The following is a 22,493-nucleotide window of genomic DNA, read 5'->3' as shown; positions in this document are numbered from 1 at the left end:
ACCTCCAAGCTTTTTGCAATCCGCTCATATGCGGCTGGCGCATCGTTTGTAATCGGAACAGAGCGTCATGCAGGCCATGAGCTTATCTTCTTCCTGCACCCACAACGGCCGATCGTCTACGATTACCACGTTTCGCAGTAGTCTTCCCCGCCTTTCTTTTGAGTTTTTTCAGCTCGTCCAGCTCAATGAAGCCGAGTGTCTTATCCAGCGCCAGCACCTTGAGTGGCGTCTCGTAAAGCCGCTCATACAGCTTGCGTTTGATGGCAAATTCCGTTGTTTCCACGCCCTTGATGTCAATAATCTCGATGCTGCCATCCAAGTTATGAACCTCAAAATCTGCAATATATTCAATCTTCCGAAAAGTCTTGCCGTTCTTTTTGAATGCCTCTTGAAGCAAGAACCGCGGCTGCAGCTTAAAATCTTTGATCTGCTTGCTCACCTTGAGCCATTTCAATTGCTCATAGTATTTGGCTTCGGCCCGGCTGTCGAACGTGATGCCGTCTACCTGTGTTTTCCTAGCGCCGTACTTATTTGCTGGCATACAAGGCCTCCAAAAGCTCAGGATTTTGATAGACTGTTCCGAGAAATTCAGAATCCGGCCCGCAATCACCAAGAGAATCATAATGCCCGTTGGTATATTCTCCGTAAAATGCAGCTAAATCATTCTCGTGAACAACCTTAAATATTCTCCCCAAAGCGTCTTTTCGAATGTCTCCCTCATAAATCTCCCGGCCGTTTTTGTCCTTTAATCCAGTGAATTGCCCAACTGTTTCCGGCCTCACACTGTAAGCAAATGGAACCCCAGTTTTATTAGAGATATAAGAACCGGGATCAATACCCATGCTCTTGATTCTTTGTTTAATAATTGATAGGTTCCCGCAATACCATTCTCCGTTGATGCCCATTCCTCGAAACAAAACTTCTCTCATTCTTCCGCCTCCATATCTCTGACTATTTCCTTATCGGCTCGTTCCCGCGTGCCGTCGTTACCTCCCGTCAATTGGTCTAACATTTTTAAAATTCTCTATTTCTTCAACATATTCAACATATTCAACGTCCTCTATTTCGATATTTCCCGAGGCATCTTGATGTACCCATGCTTCCATTTCGACTACCGCTGTTGCTGTCACTTTCGCTTTATATCTCATTTCCCTTACCTCCCGTCAATTTGTTCCCAGTGCTGGATCTGCTTTTCCTTGTATGGCGCCGTGAAGATGATGGCCGGCAGCAGGATAACCGCTTTAAGCACTGTGCATCAGCTCCATTTGTTTGATTTTTTCCTCAAGCACCCGGATCGCCGGAGTAAGGTCCTGGCCGGCCGTTTGCTCGGCGGGCCCGAACAGATACATGCCGCCGGTTGCTGTGAAGTTCGCTTTTTCCGTCATTCCCAATCTCCTAACCTATGATTTAATTGCATCCGGTCGCCCTTAATGATCACCGTGTAATCTCTGCACATTTGATGAATCCGGGAGCCCAGCGCCTCGTCAATATCCAAAAGTTCACCCGTGTCGAGTTCGGAAGAGATTAGCAGAGGCTTGTGATTCAAGTACCGGTAATTCACAACCGATTGAATTTGCTCAATCTGCCATTCGGTAGCACGAGGCTTTTTGATTCGCCCCTCCATGGTCGTTGCAAAAACTGGCTTGAATAAATCATCAATGAACAGAACCTCAGCTTTTCGCATGGCATCGAGCTTTGTTTCCAGTTGATCAAAGTCACTTCGCAGATCGCCCATTCCCTCAACGTACGGGAAATACATGCAGTAAATTGATTTTTTCTTGATCAGATTGTTCATGATCGCCGTTAACAGGTGCGTTTTTCCGCTGCCCGGCTGCCCGAGCAAAGCGATACTGTTTGAACGTTTTCCCCTGATGCTCTGAAAATCCTTATAGTATTCCACCGCGCACTCATAAGCGTCCTTGATCATGTCCGGCTTCCCGTCCTTAATGAAGTTGCCAAAAAGGAGCTTTTCGAATTCCTCCGTGATGCCGCTGGCCTTCATAAGCCGGGCGATCTTTTTCCGTTTTACACACTCACATTGCTTTGAAAATGTGGTTTTCCATTCTCGGGCCTTATCCGGCAAGCATACTTTCCCTGCAAGATAATCCTCTTCTCTGACCATTTGATCAGGGGCCAGGCTTTCCATTGTCTTATGCTCTTTTCTCAATTGGCGCTCGGTGTCTTGGTGAATACGGTAAACAATAATGCCCTTATCCTTGCAGTCAGAACACTCGTATTCAGCCTTTTCTTCTGAGGCGGCCTGTCCCGTTGAAGATGCTGCTGACCGATCCCGGAGCTTGGTTAGAATGGCCTTCATTGCCGCGTCCATATCTTGCGTTTTGTGAGCTTCCATACTGCTGTTTCTCCTTTCGTCTCTGGCTGAATGGGTTTGAGAGGATTGCTTCAATGTAATTCAGATTGACGTTGTTTCCCTTGCTTCTGAACGCCTGTTTCATTGCCTCCATGACTTTCTCTTCGCCGTAATCATCCACCATATACCCGAGCCGCTGAACCTCCATCGTGCCAATGGTGCGGGCTGTTTTGTTTTCGAATAGTTCAAATGCGTTTTTCATATTTTCGTCAACCTCCTGCTGTGCTCTTGGCGATGATTCTTCTTTCGGCAATACCACGTCTGGCGTATCCGCTTTACAGTTCTCCATTTCCTCATAACGTACTGGATTTTCAAAAGAGATCAGTTTGTATTTCCCGGCCTTTCTCCCCTGCGGCTCGTATTCTATTCGTTTGAGCTCGATCAGAATTTTCCGGTGCTTTATCAACGTGTTTTCTGTTATCTCGATTTTTGCTTGAAGAGTGGTATTTGAAGTGGTGAACCACTCCCGCCACCCGGTTTTATTGTTGATGTGCATCAGATGGAACCATAACGCTTGTGTTGTTGCAGACAACGGATTCGTTTCTAACCAATTCATGAAGCCGTTCATTTCTTTCAGGTAGTTCATGGCTCACCTACTTCCTTTCACACAGTGCTGTCATGCCGCTGATGCGGACTAAACGTAAGCCAGGTTCATTTGTTCTTAGATAGCCTTCGACATAATCACGGAACAGTTGGGCACGATTTGGGGCCCCTTCCGTCATCCACTTGTAACAGAAAGGGATGCCAACCTTAATCAAATGGCAGGTCATTTTCACTAATGTCAACAGGCTTACCGTCAAAAGGATCAGCATTCTGCGCGCTTGGCTTTTCTTCCGACGCTTCGGCATCAATGATTTCTGCATCTGCCATTTCGTCAGTAATGTCGATCCGTTCACGTTCCTCGTCATCCTCAATGACTGCCTTCTGCATTTCCACAGAAAGTATGCCCCACTTGCTCAAAATAGCTTTCAAAACTGTTTTCAGTGCCATAGCATCCCAATCGTTTTTCCATCCAAAATCTGATTTACTGAATTTCTTTTTATGCTTCTCGACCTGAGCTTTTGTCCAGTAGACAGTTTTTCGAAAACCGTTTAGCAGTTCAAAGTATGCAGCGTACCCTATCACGTCCTCAGACGTACGTTGTTCAAAATCAATTTCAATTTCTTCCGTCAGTGGGTTCCATTTCTGAAGCTCCCCTTCATGAATAGCAATGCAGTTGATAGATTTGTATTGGCCTGTTCGCAATGCCAGCTGAATATACCCTTTGTATCCGAGCTGGAACTGTGCTTTGCCGCCATACGGAACTATCCACGCATAACCCAAGTTTTTATCAACCGGAAGATCAAGCGTAGCCGCCACCATCGCCGATGAAATTACGCTCATAGGCTCTGCCTTTTGGAGCATTTTTTCGCCGTTGTAAAGGCTCAGAATTGATGCTGTGAACTGTGGCGCCCTTTTACCTAAAACCTCCTCAAACCGGCCCATGACCGCTGGAGAAGAAAGCAGTCCCTTTATCGTTGTTCCTTGCTGTTGTGCTGGAGAACTGTTTTGTTTCTTCTGAATGCTGTTTTTAAGCGATTGATTTGTAGCCATGTTTAGCTAACCTCCTTAATTCCGAAGCGTCTGTACTGCACTTCTTTTGTGACTTTCTCATATACATCTGGAAACTGCTCTTTTAGTATCTTGCTGTCGATCCGGTTCGTTGAAACTGACTTCCAGCTTGTTTGATAATTTCCGATGAAGCCATATTCTGCTTCCTTCATTTCATGTTTGATCTGGTTTTCTAATTCCTTTGCCTGCAATGTAAGCTCGTTGATCTGTTCTTTAAGCTGCAAATACTGCTGAATGCGTGTTTTATTAGCAGATGTGAGATCAACAACCTTACCGCCCTCAGCCTCGGAATAACGTTGCTTGAGATATTCTTCTGCAGCACTCGAACCATCAAGAGCTGGCGCCTTTCCGCCCAAGACCTTTTCATTCCAGAATTCAACCTCCGCTTGAAAGATCATCGCAATGAGCTCGTCATCGCGCTCAATCTCTTTCCAAACGAATTTATTACCGCCGATAAGCACAGCGAAATATGCTTTTTTATACTCGGGACCAAGAACACCAAGATAATGCTGAACCTGAACAATATAGCTGTCAGGAATCTCGTTATCTTCCCATTCTTTCAGGTTATATGCTGACGTGGTTTTGCACTCCAATATGGCTTTTTCGCCTACAATCATTCGGTCAACATTCGCTAAAATGAAGTCATATTCAGGATGTTTGAGCATGGACTTTTTACGCCTAACCTTTTTCCCGCTCCGCACCTCAAATTCTTTTGCAACAATATCTTCAAGAAGAGAACCGAAGTATGCAGCTTCACTGCCTGATTCGCTCACAGGCACCTGTCCAGTTTTGTCTAACCATAATTCAAACGGCGTTTGCCATTTGTTTATGCCTAAGATTACGGAAGCATCTGAACCGCCGATTCCCTTCCGTCGCTCAAGAAGCCATTCGTCCCGACTCATGTCCGCTGTCGAAGCGAAAACCTCTGCTTGCATCAGATCAGCCCCACCTTTCTTTTGTAAGCCTCCGCGCCAAGCTGCTGCCATTCCCGGTAGTGATCCATTGAAGGGAAACTAAACTGCGCTTTACCGTTTTTGGCGAATACAATTGAACCGCCTACCTGCCTTAAACGTTGCTGATCCTCAGCACGCTCGCTGAATGCCACTTTAACTGCTTTAGCCATGTATAAAACCTCCATTGTTTTTTGTGGGGCGTTTTGGTATAATAGGAATACAATCAATTATCAAAACGCCTTACCTAGTCCACTCTGCAAAGTGGGCTTTTTTTATTGTGCTGAATGAAACCTAAATCCAAGTTGCTCCTTCAAATAGCGTTTAAGATTGTCTTGTAAAATCACCTCACCGCTGTCGACTACATAATTATCTGCTGACGTTACTTCATCTCCGAAAAAGTCCTTTTTTGTTTCCGGTTCAGTCGCTTTGTCATGCCAGTTGTTCAGAATCATCGGGTTTTCAATATTCATTGTGAACACCTACTTACAACACTCAGGTGAATCCCGCGGGCCGCCATATTTAAAACGGTTTGATGTAAGCGTCCTTTATTCGCCAGCCGGTTAATATCCTCTGCAAGAACTTTGATGCTCCCTGCAAGACTGATTGCTTCTTCGTAATCGCCATCTCTTAACGCTTCCGAAAGCATGATAGAGAGCCTTTCCGCCGACTCGATTTTCCTTTTTACTGAATCTGCATCCGATTTAAGAAACTGATTGAACTTCATACCAGCACCGCCTGCCTTTCTTCTGTTTTCGCCATTGCAACCTGACTCATTAGCGCTTTCCGCGTCCACCTTTCGGCCAGTTCCTTCATGTTCAATCCATGACTACGGGCCAGCGAATATATCAGCGTTTTATTTGCCGGGATCAGATCAAAAATCTGTTTAATATCGGCCATTGGCAGTTCTTCAGGTTGTCGGCCTGGCCTATCGTTTGCCAGCCAGCGTGCTAAATGCCTTGTTGCTTGCAATGCTTCTTCAAGCTGATGAATCATATTGATTACCGCCGCGCTTGCGCTCTCGTTAAGTGCTGGATCAATTGGCGCCGCGGTCGTCGGGTGCAATTTGAAGAGGTAATGTACCAGATCAATATGTTCGTATGCCTCGCACGCCTCAAACCACTTGATGCATAATTCCGGGGTAAGCTTACTGAATCCATTTTCAACGTCCGAAACATACCGCTGATCCTTTCCCCCTATCAAATTACCGATCTGATATTGTGCAAGTCCTGCCGCTTTGCGGACACTACGCATGATCCGGGGTAGATTATGCAAATTGTATGGGTTGTTCTCCATATGTTTGCCTCCTGATATATCCAGTTGTTCACTGGTAAAATTTAATTAATGAAGGAACTAGCTCGCTTGCTGTTTTCTCAGCTTGTCGATGATAAAGGCCTGTCCCTTTGGCGTAATGCGGATAGTCAGCCATGATTTAGATGAACCGTTTACTTGTCGCACTCCCTGTGCTATCTCAAAATAACCGCGGTCGATATATTCCTGGTATGGCTCGTTCTTATTTGCTAAGATCATCTTCCATTCGCGCAGCTTTTGGAACAGCCGTTTTTCTCCGATGCTGATACCCTTTTTAGATGCAAGCTTCGCCAGTTCCCTCACAAGCAATGATTTTTCAGATGCCATACAACTCTCTGCAAAGTTGATAAGTGGCTGCTGAATCTTCAGTGTGTGCTGAAGTCGTTGCCGCTCTTCCTCTTCGGTGATCCATCGCTTTGCCCGGCTGATCGGATCATCAATCATGTAAGAGGGTTGATTGAGCCTTTGAAGCTCATTTTCCATACGGTTAAATTCTGCAATGTATTTTTCTTTAAATATTGCGGCCTTTGCGCCTGTGTAACCAAAAACCAAAAATGTGAGTCCATCACGTTTTATGAGATATTTTTTGTATGTTCGGTTTCTGTCATCCTGATAATCAACCTCCGCAAAATTGTGGAGATTAAATTCTTTGCTGGAATCAAGGTTTCTGATGTCCCGAAGAACCGTGTCATGCCGTTTCCCAAAGACTTCAGCGACCGTCAGGCTGTCCGTTACAACTTGATTGCCTTCGATGAAAACCAATTGACTCATGCTGTAGCCCCTTTCTTGTAGTAGTCAGTGTTTTCGGCAACCCAATCTGTGTTTTTCTCGATCCACTTGAAAAGCAAATGAGTCGGTATTCTTAACCCGGCTTCTTTAAAAACAGGAAAGTCAGCACGGTTGATAAGTTGGGATGCCTTTGTTTCTTTGATTTTCATAAACTCCATAAACTCTTGCTTTGTCAGCATTGGCGGGAGTTGAGTGGTTCTGAAATCCTGAAGAGCTCCAGCGACCTCTTCCGCTATGATTTCGCGGAACATGTTTCTAAAAGCTTCATGATCTAAATTGAACATGCTTTTGACCTCCTATGCTGTGTTTGATTTTTGCCTCATTTCGTGGCAATCATCTTCAAAAAAAAGGTCCGGAAATAGACTTTCAGACTTCTCATTGAAATGATTTGACATTTTAACCATAAGCTTAACACCGGGGTTTCTTTCACCGTTTTCCATTGCAGATAGATACTGGCGAGAGATACCAAGCTTTTTAGCTACCAAAGACTGAGAACCTTCTTTTTTTCTTAAAGATGTCAATACATGACGACTTTTTGCTTTACCCATATATTCCACCACCTTTGCCACATATCGTAACAACTTATGACTTTATTTTAATGCAACATATTGTGGCTGTCAACGTATTTTGGCTCATTTTGTTGCAAATATTTTTTTGCTACATTATGTGGCGTATAATGATTATTGTTATGTAGATGAAAGTAGGTGATTTTCGTGTTAGGCAAAAGAATAACTTCTTTGAGAAAAAAAGCAAATTTAACCCAAGAACAGATGGCCACAAAACTAAATATCACACGTTCTGCACTTTCGCAATATGAGTTAGGAACTCGGAACCCTGACTATGATTTGTTAATAAAAATTGCGGATTTCTTTGATGTCTCTATAGATTACTTGCTGAGAGGCGAAGATCATTACAAAGATAAGGCCAGAGAACTCCGTAAACAGACTGACGTTCGTTTTGCCGCTGTCGATGGTCGGGAATTCACTGATAGTGAAAAAGAGGCAATTCTTGCAGATGCTTTAAAACGAATTGATGGCATTGAAAAACTCATTGAGGAGAATTTCAAAAAGAAGAACGAAGATAAGAATTAATTATTTATTTATTATTGTTTTGTTTAGTTTAAATAATGCTGAATAGTTCACCTCAAAAATTGAGGTTAAGTGTTCAGTTGAATGGTGTTCAACCTCAAAAATTGAGGCGAACACTTCAGTGATACCTTCGGTCATTTCCCTTTCAACCGCAATTATTGAGGTAACAACTTCAGCCTTTTTGCGCCCATCCAAGAAAATACTAGAAGAATTGGTAATACTCTCTTGAAATATCAAGCGTTTTAGTTGATCATATATAGGTATTCTATTATATGAACTGGGGGAATTAGTTTGAAAAAGTGGTTAGTTTTATTCATGTCTTTGGGCTTGGCTCTCGCTTTAGCTGCGTGTGGATCAACGGAAAACGCCTCGTCTGACAAAAACGGGGAAAGCAAAAATGAGAAAGCCGAAAAGAAATCCTCCGATAAAGAGGTTAAAATGGGCCAAGATATTAAGGTTGGCGATATGATTTATAATATTAAGTCCAGAAAAGCAGCTGATCAAGTAGGCCCGTCTGTACTGCCGGAGAAAGCAAATGACAAATACCTGGTCATTGAAGCGACGCTTAAAAATACCGGTAATGATAAAATCACTGTGGATGCCTCTTTCTTCAAATTGAAAAAAGGCAAAAAAACATATGAAGCCGATTCCGCGGCGAGTGTTTCAGCGAACCAAAAAGAAGACGGCAGCATCGACAACAGTTTTCTCATGCAGGATTTAAACCCTGATTCTACAATGAGTGGTAAAGTTGTTTTTGATGTGGCGCCAGAGGTTGCGAATGCAAAAGACCTAAAGCTTGTTGTCCAAACTGGCATTTACGGCACGCAAAAAGGTACAATATCACTAAAGTAAGCCTTCGGGCTTCCTTTTTTTGAATACAAAACAGAACAAACGTTCTTTATAATGCCACTTTAATCTATTTATGGACGCATTTACCGGTGTAAAATGGTACATTTTTCCCCTATAATTACATACAAGCAAACAGATTTTCCACAATTTAAGCATTGACAAGGTAATGAGGGGGTCAATTACAACATGGGGTATACGCAAAGTCACTTAGAGGATTGGATCGAAAGTTTTCTCAGGGAACACAAAATAACAACGCCTTCAGAACTTAAACTTGTTAAATTATGCAGGAAGCTCAATGTATTTGTACTTTTTGATGATCGAGAAAGTTATATGTTAGATATTGCGGGGGTTCATATCGTAGGCATAAACAACCGGTTAAGCTATCAACAGCAACGATCGGATTTAGCTCACGAATTATGGCACATCTTATTAGAGGGCGGCGACAACGAGCTTATGCCGCCCCACTGGAGACAGTACCAAGAATCAAAAGCAGGTTATTTTTCGTATCACTTTTGTGTTCCAACATTCATGTTGCGACAGATGAACTTACCTTCAGATGAGGAAGCCGCTGCACGGTTGGTATCAGATACTTTTAAAGTAACCTTTGACTTTGCAAAAAAGAGATTAAGAATTTACTTTAATAAATTAAACTATCGTTAGGGAGGATTAAAATGGTTGTCTTTAAAAAGGAGAAATCAAAGCGTTCAACTAAAGGATATACTTGGTATTTTGTGATGGAAAACGGCCGCGATCCAAGAACAGGAAAACGCAGACAAATAAAAAGACGTGGTTTCCAATCAAAAGCATCGGCGGAAGCCGCTTATCTTGAATTGAAAACGAAGCTCATTTCAGGGATTGATGTCGGTAAAGAGAACATTCTTTTTCAGGAAATCAAAGACCTATGGTACAAGGAATACAAGCATACTGTCAAAGTCAGTACCCTGCGAGCACGAAAAAGTGAAATAGAGAGTTTGGAAGAATACTTTGGAAAGATGAAAATTAAAGACATAACCAGGGGTGTTTATCAGAAGTTTTTAGATTATCTGAGAGAAGAAAATTATTCCTTCAATACAATAAGTGGTATCCACACTACAGCAAGCATGATCTTCAAATATGCGAGACAAGAGGACATCATAAGCAAAAGCCCGACGGAATTTGTTAAACCGCAGCGTCCAAAGCTTACAGTAGAAGATATTGAATCTCAAGAAGAAGTCGAAAACTTTCTTGAAGGAGAAGAACTTGTTGAGTTTTTAGACCTTACAGAAAAACACGGCCTTTTTCTCGACTTTGAATATTTCTGCATGGCTGCATTTACAGGCACTCGTTCCGGTGAGCGATTGGCCGGCAAATGGAGAGACTTAACTTTAGAGGGAGACGACCTCAAAACATTTCGAGTTACCAAAACGCTTTATTGCCCATCAAACAAAGCATCTGACTATGAACTGTTGCCACCGAAAACGCCAGCTGCTGTTAGAGACGTACCTTTGTCGGACTTTTTAGCATCTTTGTTGAAAAGACTGAAGCTCAAACAAGCTAAAATGGCATACGCGAATGGACGCACATTCAGTGATGATGATTTTATATTCGCTCGTCCTGACGGCCACCCTGAGAACATTAAAAAGATGGATACCAGAATGAGAAGGATTTTAAAACGGATGGACCTAAACAAACATATTACCCAGCATACTTTTAGGCACACATTCACTTCGCTTGCTGCTGAAGCAGATGTACCTTTAGAAGAGATACAAAAAATATTAGGCCATCAAAATGATGACATAACGAAAAAAGTCTATTTACACACTACTAGAAAAACCAAAGAAAGAACTTCGCAAAAATTCAATTCTTTCATAGGTGACCTCTCAATGAAAATACAGTTATCATGACTCCTATGTGACCAAAATGTGACCAATTTCATAAAACAAAAAGAAAAACCCCTTGAAATCAAGGGGTTTCGGCACTCTTTACATCATGCCGCCCATACCGCCCATGCCGCCCATGTCAGGCATTCCTGCGCCGCCGGCGTTTTCTTCCGGTTTGTCAGCGACAACGGCTTCAGTTGTTAAGAGCATTGCTGCTACAGAAGCTGCGTTTTGAAGTGCAGAACGTGTAACTTTTGTCGGGTCAACGATTCCTTTTTCGATCATGTTTACCCATTCGCCGGTTGCAGCGTTGAAGCCTACGCCGATTTTTTCGTTTTTCAGGCGCTCAACGATGACAGATCCTTCAAGACCTGCATTGTGCGCGATTTGACGGATCGGCTCTTCAAGCGCGCGAAGCACGATGTTGATACCTGTTTGCGCATCGCCTTCAGCTTCAACTGCAGCGACTTTGTTGTATACGTTGACAAGCGCTGTACCACCGCCGGATACGATGCCTTCTTCAACAGCTGCGCGAGTTGAGTTGAGGGCGTCTTCGATGCGAAGTTTACGCTCTTTCAGCTCAGTTTCAGTCGCAGCGCCGACTTTGATGACAGCTACGCCGCCGGCAAGTTTCGCAAGACGCTCTTGTAATTTTTCTCTGTCGAATTCAGAAGTTGTTTCTTCCACTTGAGCGCGGATTTGGTTGACGCGTGCAGCGATTTTTTCAGTGTCGCCGGCGCCTTCTACGATTGTTGTGTTTTCTTTCGTTACCACAACTTTAGAAGCGCGTCCCAATTGTCCGATTTCAGTAGATTTCAGGTCAAGGCCTAAGTCTTCTGTGATCACTTCTCCGCCTGTAAGAACAGAGATGTCTTCAAGCATTGCTTTACGGCGGTCACCGAAGCCAGGAGCTTTAACGGCAACAGCGTTGAATGTGCCGCGAAGTTTGTTGACAACGAGTGTAGCAAGAGCTTCCCCTTCAACATCTTCAGCGATCAGAAGCAATGGTTTGCCTTGCTGTACAACTTGCTCAAGCACAGGAAGGATTTCTTGAATGTTTGTGATTTTTTTGTCTGTGATTAAGATGTAAGGATTGTCAAGAACCGCTTCCATCTTATCAGAGTCAGTCACCATGTAAGGAGACGCATATCCGCGGTCGAATTGCATACCTTCCACAACTTCAAGCTCAGTTGTGAAACCTTTAGACTCTTCGATTGTGATAACGCCGTCGTTTCCTACGCGCTCCATTGCTTCAGCGATAAGGCTTCCGACTTCCTCATCAGCAGCAGAGATCGCAGCAACCTGAGCGATAGACTCTTTGCCTTCGATCGGCTTAGAAATTTCTTTTAAGTTTTCGATTGCTACAGTCACGGCTTGTTCCATACCTTTACGCACGCCGACAGGGTTAGCCCCCGCAGTTACGTTTTTCAAGCCTTCGCGGATCATAGCCTGCGCAAGTACAGTCGCAGTCGTCGTACCGTCACCGGCAACGTCGTTTGTTTTGCTGGCTACTTCAGCTACAAGCTTCGCACCCATGTTTTCAAACGCATCTTCAAGTTCAATTTCTTTTGCGATTGTCACACCGTCATTTGTAATTAACGGAGAACCGAATTTTTTCTCCAGAACCACGTTGCGTCCTTTTGGCCCTAAAGTTACTTTTACAGCGTCAGCAAGCGCATCGACACCGCGAAGCATAGCGCGGCGTGCTTCTTCACTAAACTTAATATCTTTTGCCATGTTAACGAAACCTCCTCGAATTTTTAAAAATATTTATTTGCTTAGCCGATAACAGCTAAAATGTCGCTTTCACGTAAGATTAAGTATTCAGTACCTTCGTATTTCACTTCAGTACCGGCGTATTTTGAGAAGATAATGCGGTCGCCCTCTTTTACTTCTAAAGCAACGCGCTCTCCGCTTTCCAACACGCGACCTGAACCGGCTGCCACGATTTTGCCTTCTTGCGGCTTTTCTTTTGCAGAATCCGGTAATACGATTCCGCTGGCAGTTTTTTCTTCAGATTCTACGAGTTCAATGACAACGCGATCACCTAATGGCTTTAACAATGTAATAACCTCCTCAATAGTATGAATATGTAATTTTAGCACTCAGCTCTAAAGAGTGCTAACACAGTTATTATAATAAAGAATCTCACTTCCAATTTCAAGTCATAAGAATAAAAAATTTTCACGCTTACATGATTCTCTCTCACACTGATTTTCTCCTTTTTTCACGTCAAGTTCACTTGTGTTACAATAAGAACAAATAAGTTGATTTTATAGGATAAAGGAGTACATATCATTTGAGAAAACAGTATTGGTATATCATTTTGACATATGTTATCATGCAGCTTTCCGCATTGATCGGCATTCCTTTAATGTACAAATTCGGCTATGCGGGCGGGCACCCTACGAATGCGAATCTCACCATGGCTCAGGGGATTTATTCCGTCGTAAGCTTTTTCATCTGCCTGATTATCGTTCTCTTGATTTTGAGAACCGCGCCGAAGCAGACATTAAGAAACGGGAAGAAAGCATCCGCCGGCATGTCCGTTCTCTGGGCGGTCGCGGGAATATGGCTCGCTTTATTTTCTCAGGGAATCGCCGGGATGATTGAGCAGTATGTCTTTCATGTGGGCAGCGGTTCCGAAAACACGAAAGCCATTCTCAACATTATTAAAGCCATGCCGCTCATGATTATCGTTTCTTCTATCGTCGGGCCGATTCTTGAAGAAATCATTTTCCGGAAGATCATCTTCGGTGTATTATATGAAAAAACGAATTTCTTTGTCGCCGGACTGATCAGTTCCGTCATTTTCGGCATTGTGCATCAAGACCTCACGCACCTGCTGCTGTATACGGCCATGGGCTTTACCTTTGCGTTCTTGTATGTGCAGACGAAACGGATTATTGTGCCGATATTCGCCCATGTCATGATGAATACCATTGTCGTGGTCATGCAGCTCGGCCCCGCCCAAAAATATATTGAACAGCATACTGAGCAAATGCAATTAATTATTGGAGGATTGTTTGTATGAGGAACCCAATGACTTGGGGCTTGATTTATTTCGCAGTCGGCTGTATCTTTACGTATTTGGCCGCAAGCTCTCCGGGAAGCATGTGGTCTTTTTATTCCATACTGCTGATGGTTTTCGCCGCTTATAATATCAGCATCTCGTTTAAAATGTTCGCTTTCTCATTTAAAGTGAAAAAAAATCAAAAATAAAAGAAAAGCCATTTCTCATCATGGAGAAATGGCTTTTTTTATGCTGATACGTCCTGATCAGATTCACTGCCGGTCTGCCTTTTCCGATACGCCGCTTTTGAGATCAGAATACTGATCTCGTATAAAATGCAAAGCGGAATGGTAATCATCAAGTGAGACAGCAGCTCAGGCGGCGCAATCATCGCGGCGATCACAAGCAGCACAAAATACGCGTACTTCCTGATCTTTGATAAAAACCTCGGCGTGATAACACCGAGTCTCGTTAAAAACATGATCAGCACCGGCATCTGAAACAGCAGTCCGAACGGAATCGTCAGCTGCAGCAGAAAATGAAAGTACTCGGTAATCCCGATCACCTGGTTGACATCCAGGTCATTCGAAACCCGCTTCATAAAATCAACGACCAGCGGAAATAAAATATAATAAGAAAACGACACACCGCCGACAAACAGCACGATCGAAATCGGAATATAGCTGAGTGTTACTTTGCGCTCCTTCTCATACAGACCCGGGCTGACAAACGCCCAAATCTGATAGAGAATAATCGGCGAAGTCAAAATGATGCCGATGATAAACGCGAACTGCAAAAAGATAAACAGCGGATCCGTCAGGTTAAAAGCATTAAGGGTGAGCTCTTTTACTTCATCGGCTTTTTGAAGGTACACAATGATAGGTTTTGCCAGAAAAAAGCCGGCAATAAAGAAAACCGTAAAGGATAACGCCACAATCAGCAATCGTTTCCGAAGTTCGGCAATATGCTCCACAAGCGTCATTTGATTCACTCTCATACGCGTCATCCTATCTTACTGTTCTTCTTTCTTTTTTTCCTCTTCTTCACCGGCTAATCCCTTAGTAGCGTTCTTAAATTCACGAAGCGTGTCTCCCGCCGCTTTTCCTAATTCGGGAAGCTTCTTCGGACCGAAAATAATCACCGCCACCACACCGATAACCGCCAGGCTTCCAGGACCGATCATGTGCAGCTCCTCCTTTCGCTATTCAATTTCTTCCAAAACAGAATAATGCTTTAAGAAATAAACCAATGATTGAAGCTCTACAGCTAAATCTATATGATGAATTCGAATGTGATCCGGCACATTCAAACGGGCCGGCGTAAAGTTAAGGATCCCCTTGATGCCGAGCGACACGAGCCGGTCGGTGATTGACTGCGCGGCAACCGCCGGAACGGTAAGAATTGCCACGGGTTCATCCTTAATGTGAAGCTCTAAATCATTAAGATCAAAGACAGGCACACCGCCTACCTCAGTTCCTATTTTACTCTGATTCACATCAAAAGCCATAGATATTTTTGTGTTATTATTTTTTGTGAAATTATAGTGAAGAAACGCCGTCCCTAAATTCCCGACACCGATCAAAATGACATTCGTCGTTTCATCCTGATCCAGTGTTTTTCTGAAAAATGACAGCAGGTAATCCACATTATAGCCGTATCCTTTTTTGCCGAGCGCCCCGAAATAGGAAAAATCCCGGCGGATCGTGGCCGAATCGACTTTTACCGCATCGCTCAGTTCAGCTGATGAAACGCGCTGCTTTCCTGACGCGTGTAAATTCTTTAAAAAGCGATAATAAAGCGGCAGCCGTTTTGCCGTCGCCTGTGGAATTTTTGATTGATCCTTGTTCATGATTGGTCCTCCACTTTATACTCAGATGCATCTCTTTTAAAATCACCGTTTTTGCCTCCTGTTTTTTCCATGAGGCAGGTCGGGCCGATGACCATTCCTTTATCCAGCGCCTTGCACATGTCATAAACGGTCAAAGCGCAGACTGAAGCGGAAGTTAGCGCTTCCATTTCCACACCTGTACTCCCTTTCGTTTTTACGCTTGCCTGTATATGAAGAACGGCTTCGGAATCCTTTTCCTCCCAGCCGAATGAAATGTCGACGCTGCTTAAAGAAAGCGGGTGGCACATCGGGATAATCGCTGACGTCTGCTTTGCGGCCATAATTCCTGCCACCTGTGCGACAGCCAGCACGTCTCCTTTTCCGATCTCGCGGTTTTTGATTCTGCTGTACACGTCATGCTTCATGTGTACGCTGGATATCGCAGCGGCAGTACGGACTGTTGAAGATTTATCGCTTATATCCACCATGCGGGCACGGCCTTCTTCATTAAAATGAGAAAATCCATTCATATTTAAACTCTCCTTACTTCTGATCATACACTATTTTCTCCCTGATGTCTTATCCTATAATGTTCCAATTCTGATGTATTGTTTGCTGACAGCAGGTTGATAAGCTACACTTAACTTATTATAACAGAGGTGAAATAATATGATGATCTTACAAATTAATCAGCTATCCAAATCTTTTGGCGCTGATCCTATTTTAAACAATATAAAGCTTGAAGTCAGATCTCGGGATCGCATCGCCATAGTAGGCAGAAACGGAGCCGGCAAATCAACTCTCCTTAAAATTATCGCAGGTCACCTTTCATATGAAAAGGGTGAATTAATCAAACCGAAAGAATTAACGATGGGATATCTTGCCCAGCACACAGGCTTGGAATCCCAGCTTACCATAAAAGAAGAACTGCTGAGCGTTTTTGATTTCCTGAAAGCAATGGAAAAAGAGATGCGCTCTATTGAAGAAAAGATGGCCACGGCCGCCCCGGCGGAGCTTGAGACGCTGATGAAAACCTATGACAGGCTTCAGCAGGATTTCAAGGATAAAGGCGGCTATCAATATGAAGCGGACGTCCGCTCTATCCTTCACGGCCTCGGCTTCGGAAAATTTGACGATTCCGTGAAAGTGCAAAGCCTGAGCGGCGGTCAGAAAACAAGACTTGCGCTCGGAAAGCTGCTGCTGACCCAGCCTGATCTGCTTATTCTGGATGAACCGACGAACCATCTCGACATCGATACGCTTACATGGCTTGAGCATTATTTACAGGGATATTCAGGCGCCATTCTGATCGTTTCCCACGACAGATACTTTCTTGATAAAGTCGTCAGCCAAGTGTACGAGGTCTCACGGACAGAAAGCAAAAAATACCTCGGCAACTACAGCGCCTATTTAGAACAAAAAGCTGAGCAGTATGAGAAAGACCTGAAGCTGTATGAAAAACAGCAGGACGAAATCGCCAAGCTTCAAGATTTTGTCGACCGCAATCTGGCCAGAGCTTCTACAACGAAAAGAGCCCAAAGCAGACGAAAACAGCTTGAACGGATGGACGTCATGGCAAAGCCGCTCGGGGATGAAAAATCAGCCGCCTTCCGTTTTGACATTACAAAACAGAGCGGAAACGACGTCCTGCGCGTACAGGATGTTTCCATCAGCTATGACGGCCAGCCTCCGCTCTTGAAAAACCTGACCTTCGGCATTACAAGAGGCGAAAGCGCCGCCCTCGTCGGACCGAACGGAATCGGCAAATCAACTTTGCTGAAAACCATTATGAATACAATCAGTCCGGAATCCGGGTCGATCACGTACGGTTCCAACGTCACAATCGGCTATTATGATCAGGAGCAGGCTGAACTGACCTCGTCCAAACGCGTGCTGGACGAGCTGTGGGATGAATATCCGGACATGCCGGAAAAAGAGATCAGGACATGCCTCGGCAACTTTCTGTTCAGCGGAGACGATGTCCTGAAACCGGTCCGTTCGTTAAGCGGCGGGGAGAAAGCAAGAGTCGCGCTTGCCAAGCTGATGCTTCAAAAAGCAAACTTTCTCATCCTAGATGAACCGACAAACCACCTTGACCTGGACAGTAAAGAGGTGCTGGAAAACGCCCTGATCGACTACCCGGGAACACTGTTATTTGTCTCGCATGACCGTTACTTTATTAACAGAATCGCCACAAGAGTGCTGGAGCTGTCACCTGATCATGCAGAAGAATATTTGGGTGACTATGACTATTACACCGAGAAAAAAGCCCAGCAGCTGGAACTGGAAGAAATGAAGCGGCAGGAAAAAGAGCAGGCTCAGCCTGCCGGCAAGGTCAAACAGGATACGAAAAGAACTTACGAGGAAGAAAAAGAATGGAAGAAGAAAGAACGGCAGCGACTGAGACGCATTGAAGAAATCGAAGCGGCCGTCTCATCCGCCGAAGAGAAAATCAGTGCCAATGAGGAGCTGCTGTGCGACCCTGACGTGTATCAGGATCACGAAAAGGTACAGACCATTCACTCAGAGAACGAAGCTCTGAATCAAGAGCTGGAACGATTATTAGCGGAGTGGGAAGAACTCTCCTCAGAAGAATAGAAAAAGTCAAGCACCTCTTTAAGGGGTGCTTTTTTATCCACAGCTTTTCTCCTTGCCTGCTATTTAAGTAAGCGCTTTATACACACTATCCACAAAATTTTCTGACTTTATCCACTTTACTAACAACTTATAGTCCCTTATCCAGACTGGATTTCTGAATATATTCACAATCCTGTGGATATGTTAGAATTATCTGTTAATAAGTAAAAAAAAACTCACGTTTTACAACGTGAGACGATCAAAGGATGTTAATTCCAAACCGGGCTGTCCGTTCATATCATATGAGCCCCGGATCCCCTTTTCAAAAGCAACGGTTCCGGCAGCCGCAATCATCGCTGCATTGTCCGTGCATAAAGAAAGCGGCGGGATGACAAGCTCGGGATCTCCCGAATGGCTGAATTCCTGCTGCAGTGCGGCTCTCAACCCTTTGTTAGCGGCTACGCCCCCTGCAAGCAGCACTTGTTTAACCCCGTATTCTTTCGCGGCCTTAGAGGTTTTTGCCGTCAGTACATCAATGACACTCTGCTGAAAGCTTGCGGCAAGATCCTCCGGAGGAATCACCTCATTTTTTTGCGAGGCGTTATGAAGCGTGTTAATCACGGCTGATTTCAGGCCGCTGAAGCTGAAATTGTAAGACCCTTCTTCCAGCCACGCACGCGGAAGCGGAATGGAATCCGTTCCCGCAGCAGCCAGCTTATCAATCTGCGGCCCTCCCGGATAGGGAAGCCCCATCGTTCTTGCCACTTTGTCGTAAGCTTCGCCTGCGGCATCATCCAGCGTTTCACCAATAACCTCGAATGAACCGTGCTCTTTCATATAAACCAATTCCGTATGTCCGCCTGACACAACCAAAGCAAGCGCCGGGAACTGAAGCTCTCCTATCAGCCTGTTTGCATAAATATGACCCGCAATGTGATGGACGCCGACTAACGGTATTTGATGGGCAAAACTTAACGCCTTTGCCGCATTGACTCCGATTAACAAGGCTCCGACAAGTCCGGGTCCTTCCGTTACAGCAATCGCATCAAGATCATCAAAGCCCATCTCCGCCTTTGAAAGAGCTTCCTCAATCACAAGGGTAATCTGCTCCACATGATGTCTGGACGCTATTTCAGGCACGACCCCGCCGAAACGTTTATGGCTTTCAATTTGAGAAGCGACAACGTTTGAAATGATGTCTTTTCCGTTTTTCACGACTGAGGCCGCAGTTTCATCACAGCTCGTTTCGATTCCTAATACATAAATATCTTGTTTTTCACTCATGTAATGTCACCCACATTAATAACGCATCTTCCCCGTTATCTGTATAGTATTGTTTTCTGATTCCTCCGGCCTGAAGACCGAATTTCTTATATAAGGATTGGGCGGGATGATTTGAGACCCTGACTTCGAGAGAGAGCCTTCTTGCCTTTTTTTCTCTGCACAATTCTATTGCAGAGCGAAACAGCGCTTCTCCCAACGATTGGCCCCGATATTCCGGCTTAATGGCTATATTCGTAATCTGCGCGTCATCTATAATAATCCAGATTCCGCAATACCCCGCCAGACAGCCGTCCTTTTCAATGACAAGGTAGTGGGCATACGGATTTTCCAAAAGCTCATGATAAAATGAATCCTTCGTCCATGGAGAAGTAAAGGATGCTGTTTCAATTTCATAAATTTGATCAATATCTTCCGGCCGCATGCTTCGAATCGCCGTTTTCGTTTTCATCCCTATCACCCTATTTTTGAGATTCCATCCATTTCGCTTCAGCCTCTGCCAGACGCAAATAATCCGGAACAAGGCTGTGGACATCCGTTTCTTCTTTTTCCAAGCCTAAAAACGCCAGCTCTGACGGCCGCGGATTATGCTGTGCAGCCGTTCCTATCACTGCTTGAGATGTCATTTCATGCAGAATGGTTTCTTCATGAATGGCTGTATCGTGCCCTAAAAATAAAACCGGAGACGCTTTTTCTTTCAGCATGCCGAGCCAATCAGTCAAAAGGACATTCTGATCAGGAAGAACGGATTGTAATCGGCCGTCCTGATATTCATAAAGTCCCGTATATACCTGTCCGCGCCGGGCATCAAATAACGGGCAGATCAGTCCTTGAAAGTGCCGTCCGTTAGCCGCCAGCACCTCCAGGCTCGAGACAGCGGAAACCGGAAGCTTCAGCGACCATGCCAATGTTTTTGCCAGCGTCACACCGATTCTGACACCTGTGTACGATCCAGGTCCTTTCGCCACCGCTATTTTCGTAAGGTCCTGCGGTGTTAGGCCGCAATCCTTCAGCAATGAATTGACAGCAGGCATCGCCCGCACGGAATGATTCTTTTTTAAATATGTAATATACTCCGCCATCACCGTTTTCTCACGAACGAGCGCGGCACCCAGCGTGTAATTTGACGTATCAATTGCCAGTATTGTCATGTTTATTTATCTCCTCACAAAGCGTTTCATACCGTGTTCCGCAAGCCGTAAAGGTAATGTCCCTTGCCTCATCACCGGCTCTCTTGATGACGATCTGCAGCCGTTCAGCAGGCAGCTGATCCTGAATTAAATGAGCCCATTCAATTAAACAGACGCCTTGTCCCTCAAAATATTCTTCAAGCCCTAAGTCTTCGCTTTCATCCTCCATACGATACACATCCATATGATATAGAGGAAGCGAACCGTCATGGTATTCTTTTATAATTGTAAAAGTCGGGCTGTTTACCACTCTCGTGATTCCCAGTCCTTCGGCAAAACCCTTTGTAAAAGTCGTTTTTCCCGCGCCTAAGTCACCTTCCAGTGTCAAAATGTCTCCCGGCTTTGCCAAAGAAGCGGCAAGCTTGGCTACGGCTTTCGTTTCTTCGGGGTTTTTCGTTCTCCATTGTAATGTCTTCAAAGTGAGTCACCCGTCTTATTTAAAATGATTGTATCCTTTTTTCTCAAGGACGATTTGTCTGTGATCATTGGCTGTCAAAAGAACACATGCTTCCTTCCGTTCAGACACCGCTCCTATCTTCGCAATCGGAATGCCTGATTGAGTGCAGTAATCAAGCAAAGAAATCCACTCTTGCTGAGAAACCGTTCCAACCAATTCAAAATCTTCACCGCCGAATAACACCCATTTCTTCCACTCAGAATCTGCCTCAGGCAAATCCGGATGCACCGGCAGAAGTTGTTCTTCAATTTCTATCGTAACTGAACTTGCCGCAGCTATTTCATGCAGCTCACTGGCCAATCCGTCACTGATATCATTCAAAGCCGCGCGCTGAAGCTGAGAGCAGAAGCGGCCGACCTGAACTCTCGGAATGGGCCGTTTATGTTTTCGGATAAAATAATCACTCGTATGAAAAGCAGAAGGGAGTGTTTCTCCCAATAAAAGAGACAGTCCTGCTGCGGACGAGCCGATATCCCCCGTAACAAACACAACATCCCCGGGTCTTGCCGAGCTTCGCAGACAAGCGCGATCCTTCTCAACTTCTCCGATGACAGTAACGGTAATTACGGCTTGACCGGAAGCGGAGACGGTATCTCCCCCGATCAAATCCATTTGATATAGTTTCGCCAGTTCCGCCATTCCTTCATACATTGCCTGGACGTCAGCTTTCTGCCAGCAAGAAGGAACCGCTAGAGACACCAAATAAAACTTCGGAATGCCTCCCATCGCCGCCACGTCACTAATGTTAACAGCAAGCGCCTTATAACCGATATCATGAGGAGAGGAATACTCTAATTTAAAATGGACATTCTCCACCATTGTATCAAGGCAGACAATTTGCTGCATATGGGGTGACGCTGTATAAACCGCACCATCATCACCGATCCCTACATCGACGGAAGGATGATAATGCGAATGCGGCGTAATACTGTGAATCAAATCAAACTCATCCATATATCTCCCGTCTCCCTTTCTGACGCTCTTGTGAAATACAGCTCTTTCTAGTGTATCGGATTATGTTTCAATATCCAAGACTTTAACGATATAAAAGAAAGCTTGGTTAGATACCAAGCTGCCAGCATTTAAAAGAAAACACAAAAAAAACGAAAACATGATCGTTTCGTTTACAATAAAAATGGCGGTCCGGACGGGACTCGAACCCGCGACCTCCTGCGTGACAGGCAGGCATTCTAACCAACTGAACTACCGGACCATTTAATTTTTGGTTGCGGGGGCAGGATTTGAACCTGCGACCTTCGGGTTATGAGCCCGACGAGCTACCGAACTGCTCCACCCCGCGATGATAAAATTTTAGAAAA

Annotated in this window: 33 protein-coding genes and 2 tRNA genes; 7 read left to right on the top strand and 28 right to left on the bottom strand. The window is 44.5% G+C overall.

What is annotated here, in order from left to right:
* Positions 1-82: 82 nt before the first annotated feature.
* The 15 genes from ACNFN4_RS12825 to ACNFN4_RS12755 form a co-directional block, all read right to left on the bottom strand.
* Entirely contained in the window at positions 83-541 is a 459-nt protein-coding gene (locus tag ACNFN4_RS12825; RefSeq protein ID WP_448200225.1) for a DUF1064 domain-containing protein, read from the bottom strand.
* Complete coding sequence (locus ACNFN4_RS12820; protein ID WP_448200224.1) at positions 528-929, bottom strand: YopX family protein; 402 nt, start codon at positions 927-929, stop codon at positions 528-530. Before ACNFN4_RS12820 ends, ACNFN4_RS12825 begins: the two co-directional genes overlap by 14 nt.
* Positions 930-986: 57 nt before the next feature.
* On the bottom strand, positions 987-1,148 hold the full coding sequence (locus ACNFN4_RS12815; protein ID WP_193551603.1) for a hypothetical protein: 162 nt from the start codon (positions 1,146-1,148) through the stop codon (positions 987-989).
* A gap of 93 nt (positions 1,149-1,241) precedes the next feature.
* Positions 1,242-1,385: a hypothetical protein gene (locus ACNFN4_RS12810; protein WP_013351200.1), complete on the bottom strand. Its 144-nt coding sequence runs from the start codon at positions 1,383-1,385 to the stop codon at positions 1,242-1,244.
* Positions 1,382-2,353 carry an ATP-binding protein gene (locus ACNFN4_RS12805; protein ID WP_448200223.1) on the bottom strand — a complete coding sequence of 324 codons (972 nt, stop codon included), beginning with the start codon at positions 2,351-2,353 and terminating at the stop codon, positions 1,382-1,384. Before ACNFN4_RS12805 ends, ACNFN4_RS12810 begins: the two co-directional genes overlap by 4 nt.
* Positions 2,238-2,957, bottom strand: a complete 720-nt coding sequence (locus tag ACNFN4_RS12800; protein WP_448200222.1) for a DnaD domain protein — start codon at positions 2,955-2,957, stop codon at positions 2,238-2,240. Before ACNFN4_RS12800 ends, ACNFN4_RS12805 begins: the two co-directional genes overlap by 116 nt.
* 164 nt (positions 2,958-3,121) lie before the next feature.
* Positions 3,122-3,964, bottom strand: a complete 843-nt coding sequence (locus tag ACNFN4_RS12795) for a recombinase RecT (RefSeq protein WP_053574365.1) — start codon at positions 3,962-3,964, stop codon at positions 3,122-3,124.
* A gap of 2 nt (positions 3,965-3,966) precedes the next feature.
* Positions 3,967-4,917, bottom strand: a complete 951-nt coding sequence (locus ACNFN4_RS12790) for a YqaJ viral recombinase family nuclease (RefSeq protein WP_053574364.1) — start codon at positions 4,915-4,917, stop codon at positions 3,967-3,969.
* On the bottom strand, positions 4,917-5,105 hold the full coding sequence (locus tag ACNFN4_RS12785) for a hypothetical protein (protein WP_014304477.1): 189 nt from the start codon (positions 5,103-5,105) through the stop codon (positions 4,917-4,919). The genes ACNFN4_RS12790 and ACNFN4_RS12785 overlap by 1 nt, the downstream gene beginning before the upstream one ends.
* Before the next feature lie 102 nt (positions 5,106-5,207).
* Positions 5,208-5,405, bottom strand: a complete 198-nt coding sequence (locus ACNFN4_RS12780; protein WP_095315792.1) for a YqaI family protein — start codon at positions 5,403-5,405, stop codon at positions 5,208-5,210.
* Positions 5,402-5,659, bottom strand: a complete 258-nt coding sequence (locus tag ACNFN4_RS12775; protein ID WP_014304475.1) for a YqaH family protein — start codon at positions 5,657-5,659, stop codon at positions 5,402-5,404. Before ACNFN4_RS12775 ends, ACNFN4_RS12780 begins: the two co-directional genes overlap by 4 nt.
* Positions 5,656-6,228 (bottom strand): helix-turn-helix domain-containing protein, encoded by a 573-nt coding sequence (locus ACNFN4_RS12770; RefSeq protein ID WP_003155916.1) that lies wholly within the window; start codon positions 6,226-6,228, stop codon positions 5,656-5,658. Before ACNFN4_RS12770 ends, ACNFN4_RS12775 begins: the two co-directional genes overlap by 4 nt.
* Positions 6,229-6,285: 57 nt before the next feature.
* On the bottom strand, positions 6,286-7,014 hold the full coding sequence (locus ACNFN4_RS12765) for a Rha family transcriptional regulator (protein ID WP_071181571.1): 729 nt from the start codon (positions 7,012-7,014) through the stop codon (positions 6,286-6,288).
* Entirely contained in the window at positions 7,011-7,316 is a 306-nt protein-coding gene (locus ACNFN4_RS12760; protein ID WP_071181570.1) for a hypothetical protein, read from the bottom strand. The genes ACNFN4_RS12765 and ACNFN4_RS12760 overlap by 4 nt, the downstream gene beginning before the upstream one ends.
* Before the next feature lie 12 nt (positions 7,317-7,328).
* Positions 7,329-7,580 (bottom strand): helix-turn-helix transcriptional regulator, encoded by a 252-nt coding sequence (locus ACNFN4_RS12755; RefSeq protein ID WP_071181569.1) that lies wholly within the window; start codon positions 7,578-7,580, stop codon positions 7,329-7,331.
* A gap of 165 nt (positions 7,581-7,745) precedes the next feature.
* Between ACNFN4_RS12755 and ACNFN4_RS12750 the strand changes: the two genes are divergently transcribed.
* From ACNFN4_RS12750 to ACNFN4_RS12735, 4 genes are all read left to right on the top strand, one after another.
* Positions 7,746-8,123 carry a helix-turn-helix domain-containing protein gene (locus ACNFN4_RS12750; RefSeq protein WP_205161025.1) on the top strand — a complete coding sequence of 126 codons (378 nt, stop codon included), beginning with the start codon at positions 7,746-7,748 and terminating at the stop codon, positions 8,121-8,123.
* A 288-nt stretch (positions 8,124-8,411) separates the two neighbouring features.
* A complete protein-coding gene (locus tag ACNFN4_RS12745) occupies positions 8,412-8,972 on the top strand; it encodes a DUF4352 domain-containing protein (protein WP_088612256.1) in 561 nt (186 codons plus the stop codon).
* Positions 8,973-9,155: 183 nt separating this feature from the next.
* A complete protein-coding gene (locus ACNFN4_RS12740; protein WP_448200221.1) occupies positions 9,156-9,629 on the top strand; it encodes an ImmA/IrrE family metallo-endopeptidase in 474 nt (157 codons plus the stop codon).
* A gap of 11 nt (positions 9,630-9,640) precedes the next feature.
* A complete protein-coding gene (locus ACNFN4_RS12735; protein ID WP_448200220.1) occupies positions 9,641-10,852 on the top strand; it encodes a site-specific integrase in 1,212 nt (403 codons plus the stop codon).
* A 78-nt stretch (positions 10,853-10,930) separates the two neighbouring features.
* Here ACNFN4_RS12735 and groL read toward each other — a convergent pair whose 3' ends face one another.
* Together groL and groES are read right to left on the bottom strand one after the other, a co-directional pair.
* On the bottom strand, positions 10,931-12,565 hold the full coding sequence (gene groL, locus ACNFN4_RS12730; RefSeq protein ID WP_003155941.1) for a chaperonin GroEL: 1,635 nt from the start codon (positions 12,563-12,565) through the stop codon (positions 10,931-10,933).
* 41 nt (positions 12,566-12,606) lie between these two features.
* The gene (groES, locus tag ACNFN4_RS12725) at positions 12,607-12,891 is read right to left on the bottom strand and encodes a co-chaperone GroES (protein ID WP_003155970.1); all 285 of its coding nucleotides are present in this window, start codon (positions 12,889-12,891) and stop codon (positions 12,607-12,609) included.
* 236 nt (positions 12,892-13,127) lie between these two features.
* Here groES and ACNFN4_RS12720 point away from each other — a divergent pair, with 236 nt between their 5' ends.
* Together ACNFN4_RS12720 and ACNFN4_RS12715 are read left to right on the top strand one after the other, a co-directional pair.
* Positions 13,128-13,862 (top strand): CPBP family intramembrane glutamic endopeptidase, encoded by a 735-nt coding sequence (locus ACNFN4_RS12720; protein ID WP_429774556.1) that lies wholly within the window; start codon positions 13,128-13,130, stop codon positions 13,860-13,862.
* The gene (locus ACNFN4_RS12715) at positions 13,859-14,050 is read left to right on the top strand and encodes a YdiK family protein (RefSeq protein ID WP_003155975.1); all 192 of its coding nucleotides are present in this window, start codon (positions 13,859-13,861) and stop codon (positions 14,048-14,050) included. Before ACNFN4_RS12720 ends, ACNFN4_RS12715 begins: the two co-directional genes overlap by 4 nt.
* Positions 14,051-14,088: 38 nt before the next feature.
* Here the strand turns inward: ACNFN4_RS12715 and tatC are convergent, their stop codons facing one another.
* Genes tatC through moaC form a run of 4 tightly spaced genes read right to left on the bottom strand, consistent with a single transcriptional unit; the run spans position 14,089 to position 16,199 of the window.
* Complete coding sequence (tatC, locus tag ACNFN4_RS12710; protein WP_007609791.1) at positions 14,089-14,847, bottom strand: twin-arginine translocase subunit TatC; 759 nt, start codon at positions 14,845-14,847, stop codon at positions 14,089-14,091.
* A 6-nt stretch (positions 14,848-14,853) separates the two neighbouring features.
* Positions 14,854-15,024, bottom strand: coding sequence for a twin-arginine translocase TatA/TatE family subunit (locus ACNFN4_RS12705; RefSeq protein WP_003155981.1), 171 nt, complete (start codon positions 15,022-15,024; stop codon positions 14,854-14,856).
* An 18-nt stretch (positions 15,025-15,042) separates the two neighbouring features.
* Complete coding sequence (locus ACNFN4_RS12700; RefSeq protein ID WP_003155984.1) at positions 15,043-15,690, bottom strand: redox-sensing transcriptional repressor Rex; 648 nt, start codon at positions 15,688-15,690, stop codon at positions 15,043-15,045.
* Positions 15,687-16,199, bottom strand: coding sequence for a cyclic pyranopterin monophosphate synthase MoaC (gene moaC, locus ACNFN4_RS12695; RefSeq protein WP_003155986.1), 513 nt, complete (start codon positions 16,197-16,199; stop codon positions 15,687-15,689). Before moaC ends, ACNFN4_RS12700 begins: the two co-directional genes overlap by 4 nt.
* A gap of 139 nt (positions 16,200-16,338) precedes the next feature.
* Between moaC and ACNFN4_RS12690 the strand changes: the two genes are divergently transcribed.
* Positions 16,339-18,267, top strand: a complete 1,929-nt coding sequence (locus tag ACNFN4_RS12690) for an ABC-F family ATP-binding cassette domain-containing protein (protein WP_448200219.1) — start codon at positions 16,339-16,341, stop codon at positions 18,265-18,267.
* Positions 18,268-18,489: 222 nt separating this feature from the next.
* On the opposite strand, the gene tsaD is transcribed toward ACNFN4_RS12690, so the two are convergent.
* The 7 genes from tsaD to ACNFN4_RS12655 all read right to left on the bottom strand — a co-directional run bounded on the left by tsaD (position 18,490) and on the right by ACNFN4_RS12655 (position 22,474).
* The gene (tsaD, locus tag ACNFN4_RS12685) at positions 18,490-19,530 is read right to left on the bottom strand and encodes a tRNA (adenosine(37)-N6)-threonylcarbamoyltransferase complex transferase subunit TsaD (RefSeq protein WP_046559393.1); all 1,041 of its coding nucleotides are present in this window, start codon (positions 19,528-19,530) and stop codon (positions 18,490-18,492) included.
* A complete protein-coding gene (gene rimI / locus ACNFN4_RS12680) occupies positions 19,523-19,978 on the bottom strand; it encodes a ribosomal protein S18-alanine N-acetyltransferase (protein ID WP_003155993.1) in 456 nt (151 codons plus the stop codon). Before rimI ends, tsaD begins: the two co-directional genes overlap by 8 nt.
* A gap of 10 nt (positions 19,979-19,988) precedes the next feature.
* Positions 19,989-20,678 (bottom strand): tRNA (adenosine(37)-N6)-threonylcarbamoyltransferase complex dimerization subunit type 1 TsaB, encoded by a 690-nt coding sequence (tsaB, locus tag ACNFN4_RS12675; protein WP_070081451.1) that lies wholly within the window; start codon positions 20,676-20,678, stop codon positions 19,989-19,991.
* The gene (gene tsaE / locus ACNFN4_RS12670) at positions 20,659-21,135 is read right to left on the bottom strand and encodes a tRNA (adenosine(37)-N6)-threonylcarbamoyltransferase complex ATPase subunit type 1 TsaE (RefSeq protein WP_014417064.1); all 477 of its coding nucleotides are present in this window, start codon (positions 21,133-21,135) and stop codon (positions 20,659-20,661) included. The genes tsaB and tsaE overlap by 20 nt, the downstream gene beginning before the upstream one ends.
* A gap of 15 nt (positions 21,136-21,150) precedes the next feature.
* A complete protein-coding gene (gene thiL / locus ACNFN4_RS12665; protein WP_061861911.1) occupies positions 21,151-22,128 on the bottom strand; it encodes a thiamine-phosphate kinase in 978 nt (325 codons plus the stop codon).
* Positions 22,129-22,310: 182 nt separating this feature from the next.
* Positions 22,311-22,387: transfer RNA gene (locus tag ACNFN4_RS12660), tRNA-Asp, on the bottom strand.
* A 10-nt stretch (positions 22,388-22,397) separates the two neighbouring features.
* Positions 22,398-22,474, bottom strand: a tRNA-Met gene (locus ACNFN4_RS12655).
* Positions 22,475-22,493 lie beyond the last annotated feature (19 nt).

The sequence above is a fragment of the Bacillus sp. N1(2025) genome (assembly GCF_053470005.1).
This window is presented reverse-complemented; position numbering and strand designations above follow the sequence as displayed.

Excerpts from the sequence above, each read along its gene's own strand:
- ACNFN4_RS12825 (WP_448200225.1), bottom strand. The coding sequence starts at position 541 with ATGCCAGCAAATAAGTACGGCGCTAGGAAAACACAGGTAGACGGCATC.
- ACNFN4_RS12820 (WP_448200224.1), bottom strand. The coding sequence starts at position 929 with ATGAGAGAAGTTTTGTTTCGAGGAATGGGCATCAACGGAGAATGGTAT.
- ACNFN4_RS12815 (WP_193551603.1), bottom strand. The coding sequence starts at position 1,148 with ATGAGATATAAAGCGAAAGTGACAGCAACAGCGGTAGTCGAAATGGAA.
- ACNFN4_RS12810 (WP_013351200.1), bottom strand. The coding sequence starts at position 1,385 with ATGACGGAAAAAGCGAACTTCACAGCAACCGGCGGCATGTATCTGTTC.
- ACNFN4_RS12805 (WP_448200223.1), bottom strand. The coding sequence starts at position 2,353 with ATGGAAGCTCACAAAACGCAAGATATGGACGCGGCAATGAAGGCCATT.
- ACNFN4_RS12800 (WP_448200222.1), bottom strand. The coding sequence starts at position 2,957 with ATGAACTACCTGAAAGAAATGAACGGCTTCATGAATTGGTTAGAAACG.
- ACNFN4_RS12795 (WP_053574365.1), bottom strand. The coding sequence starts at position 3,964 with ATGGCTACAAATCAATCGCTTAAAAACAGCATTCAGAAGAAACAAAAC.
- ACNFN4_RS12790 (WP_053574364.1), bottom strand. The coding sequence starts at position 4,917 with ATGCAAGCAGAGGTTTTCGCTTCGACAGCGGACATGAGTCGGGACGAA.
- ACNFN4_RS12785 (WP_014304477.1), bottom strand. The coding sequence starts at position 5,105 with ATGGCTAAAGCAGTTAAAGTGGCATTCAGCGAGCGTGCTGAGGATCAG.
- ACNFN4_RS12780 (WP_095315792.1), bottom strand. The coding sequence starts at position 5,405 with ATGAATATTGAAAACCCGATGATTCTGAACAACTGGCATGACAAAGCG.
- ACNFN4_RS12775 (WP_014304475.1), bottom strand. The coding sequence starts at position 5,659 with ATGAAGTTCAATCAGTTTCTTAAATCGGATGCAGATTCAGTAAAAAGG.
- ACNFN4_RS12770 (WP_003155916.1), bottom strand. The coding sequence starts at position 6,228 with ATGGAGAACAACCCATACAATTTGCATAATCTACCCCGGATCATGCGT.
- ACNFN4_RS12765 (WP_071181571.1), bottom strand. The coding sequence starts at position 7,014 with ATGAGTCAATTGGTTTTCATCGAAGGCAATCAAGTTGTAACGGACAGC.
- ACNFN4_RS12760 (WP_071181570.1), bottom strand. The coding sequence starts at position 7,316 with ATGTTCAATTTAGATCATGAAGCTTTTAGAAACATGTTCCGCGAAATC.
- ACNFN4_RS12755 (WP_071181569.1), bottom strand. The coding sequence starts at position 7,580 with ATGGGTAAAGCAAAAAGTCGTCATGTATTGACATCTTTAAGAAAAAAA.
- ACNFN4_RS12740 (WP_448200221.1), top strand. The coding sequence starts at position 9,156 with ATGGGGTATACGCAAAGTCACTTAGAGGATTGGATCGAAAGTTTTCTC.
- ACNFN4_RS12735 (WP_448200220.1), top strand. The coding sequence starts at position 9,641 with ATGGTTGTCTTTAAAAAGGAGAAATCAAAGCGTTCAACTAAAGGATAT.
- groL (WP_003155941.1), bottom strand. The coding sequence starts at position 12,565 with ATGGCAAAAGATATTAAGTTTAGTGAAGAAGCACGCCGCGCTATGCTT.
- ACNFN4_RS12715 (WP_003155975.1), top strand. The coding sequence starts at position 13,859 with ATGAGGAACCCAATGACTTGGGGCTTGATTTATTTCGCAGTCGGCTGT.
- tatC (WP_007609791.1), bottom strand. The coding sequence starts at position 14,847 with ATGACGCGTATGAGAGTGAATCAAATGACGCTTGTGGAGCATATTGCC.
- ACNFN4_RS12705 (WP_003155981.1), bottom strand. The coding sequence starts at position 15,024 with ATGATCGGTCCTGGAAGCCTGGCGGTTATCGGTGTGGTGGCGGTGATT.
- ACNFN4_RS12700 (WP_003155984.1), bottom strand. The coding sequence starts at position 15,690 with ATGAACAAGGATCAATCAAAAATTCCACAGGCGACGGCAAAACGGCTG.
- moaC (WP_003155986.1), bottom strand. The coding sequence starts at position 16,199 with ATGAATGGATTTTCTCATTTTAATGAAGAAGGCCGTGCCCGCATGGTG.
- ACNFN4_RS12690 (WP_448200219.1), top strand. The coding sequence starts at position 16,339 with ATGATGATCTTACAAATTAATCAGCTATCCAAATCTTTTGGCGCTGAT.
- tsaD (WP_046559393.1), bottom strand. The coding sequence starts at position 19,530 with ATGAGTGAAAAACAAGATATTTATGTATTAGGAATCGAAACGAGCTGT.
- rimI (WP_003155993.1), bottom strand. The coding sequence starts at position 19,978 with ATGAAAACGAAAACGGCGATTCGAAGCATGCGGCCGGAAGATATTGAT.
- tsaB (WP_070081451.1), bottom strand. The coding sequence starts at position 20,678 with ATGACAATACTGGCAATTGATACGTCAAATTACACGCTGGGTGCCGCG.
- thiL (WP_061861911.1), bottom strand. The coding sequence starts at position 22,128 with ATGGATGAGTTTGATTTGATTCACAGTATTACGCCGCATTCGCATTAT.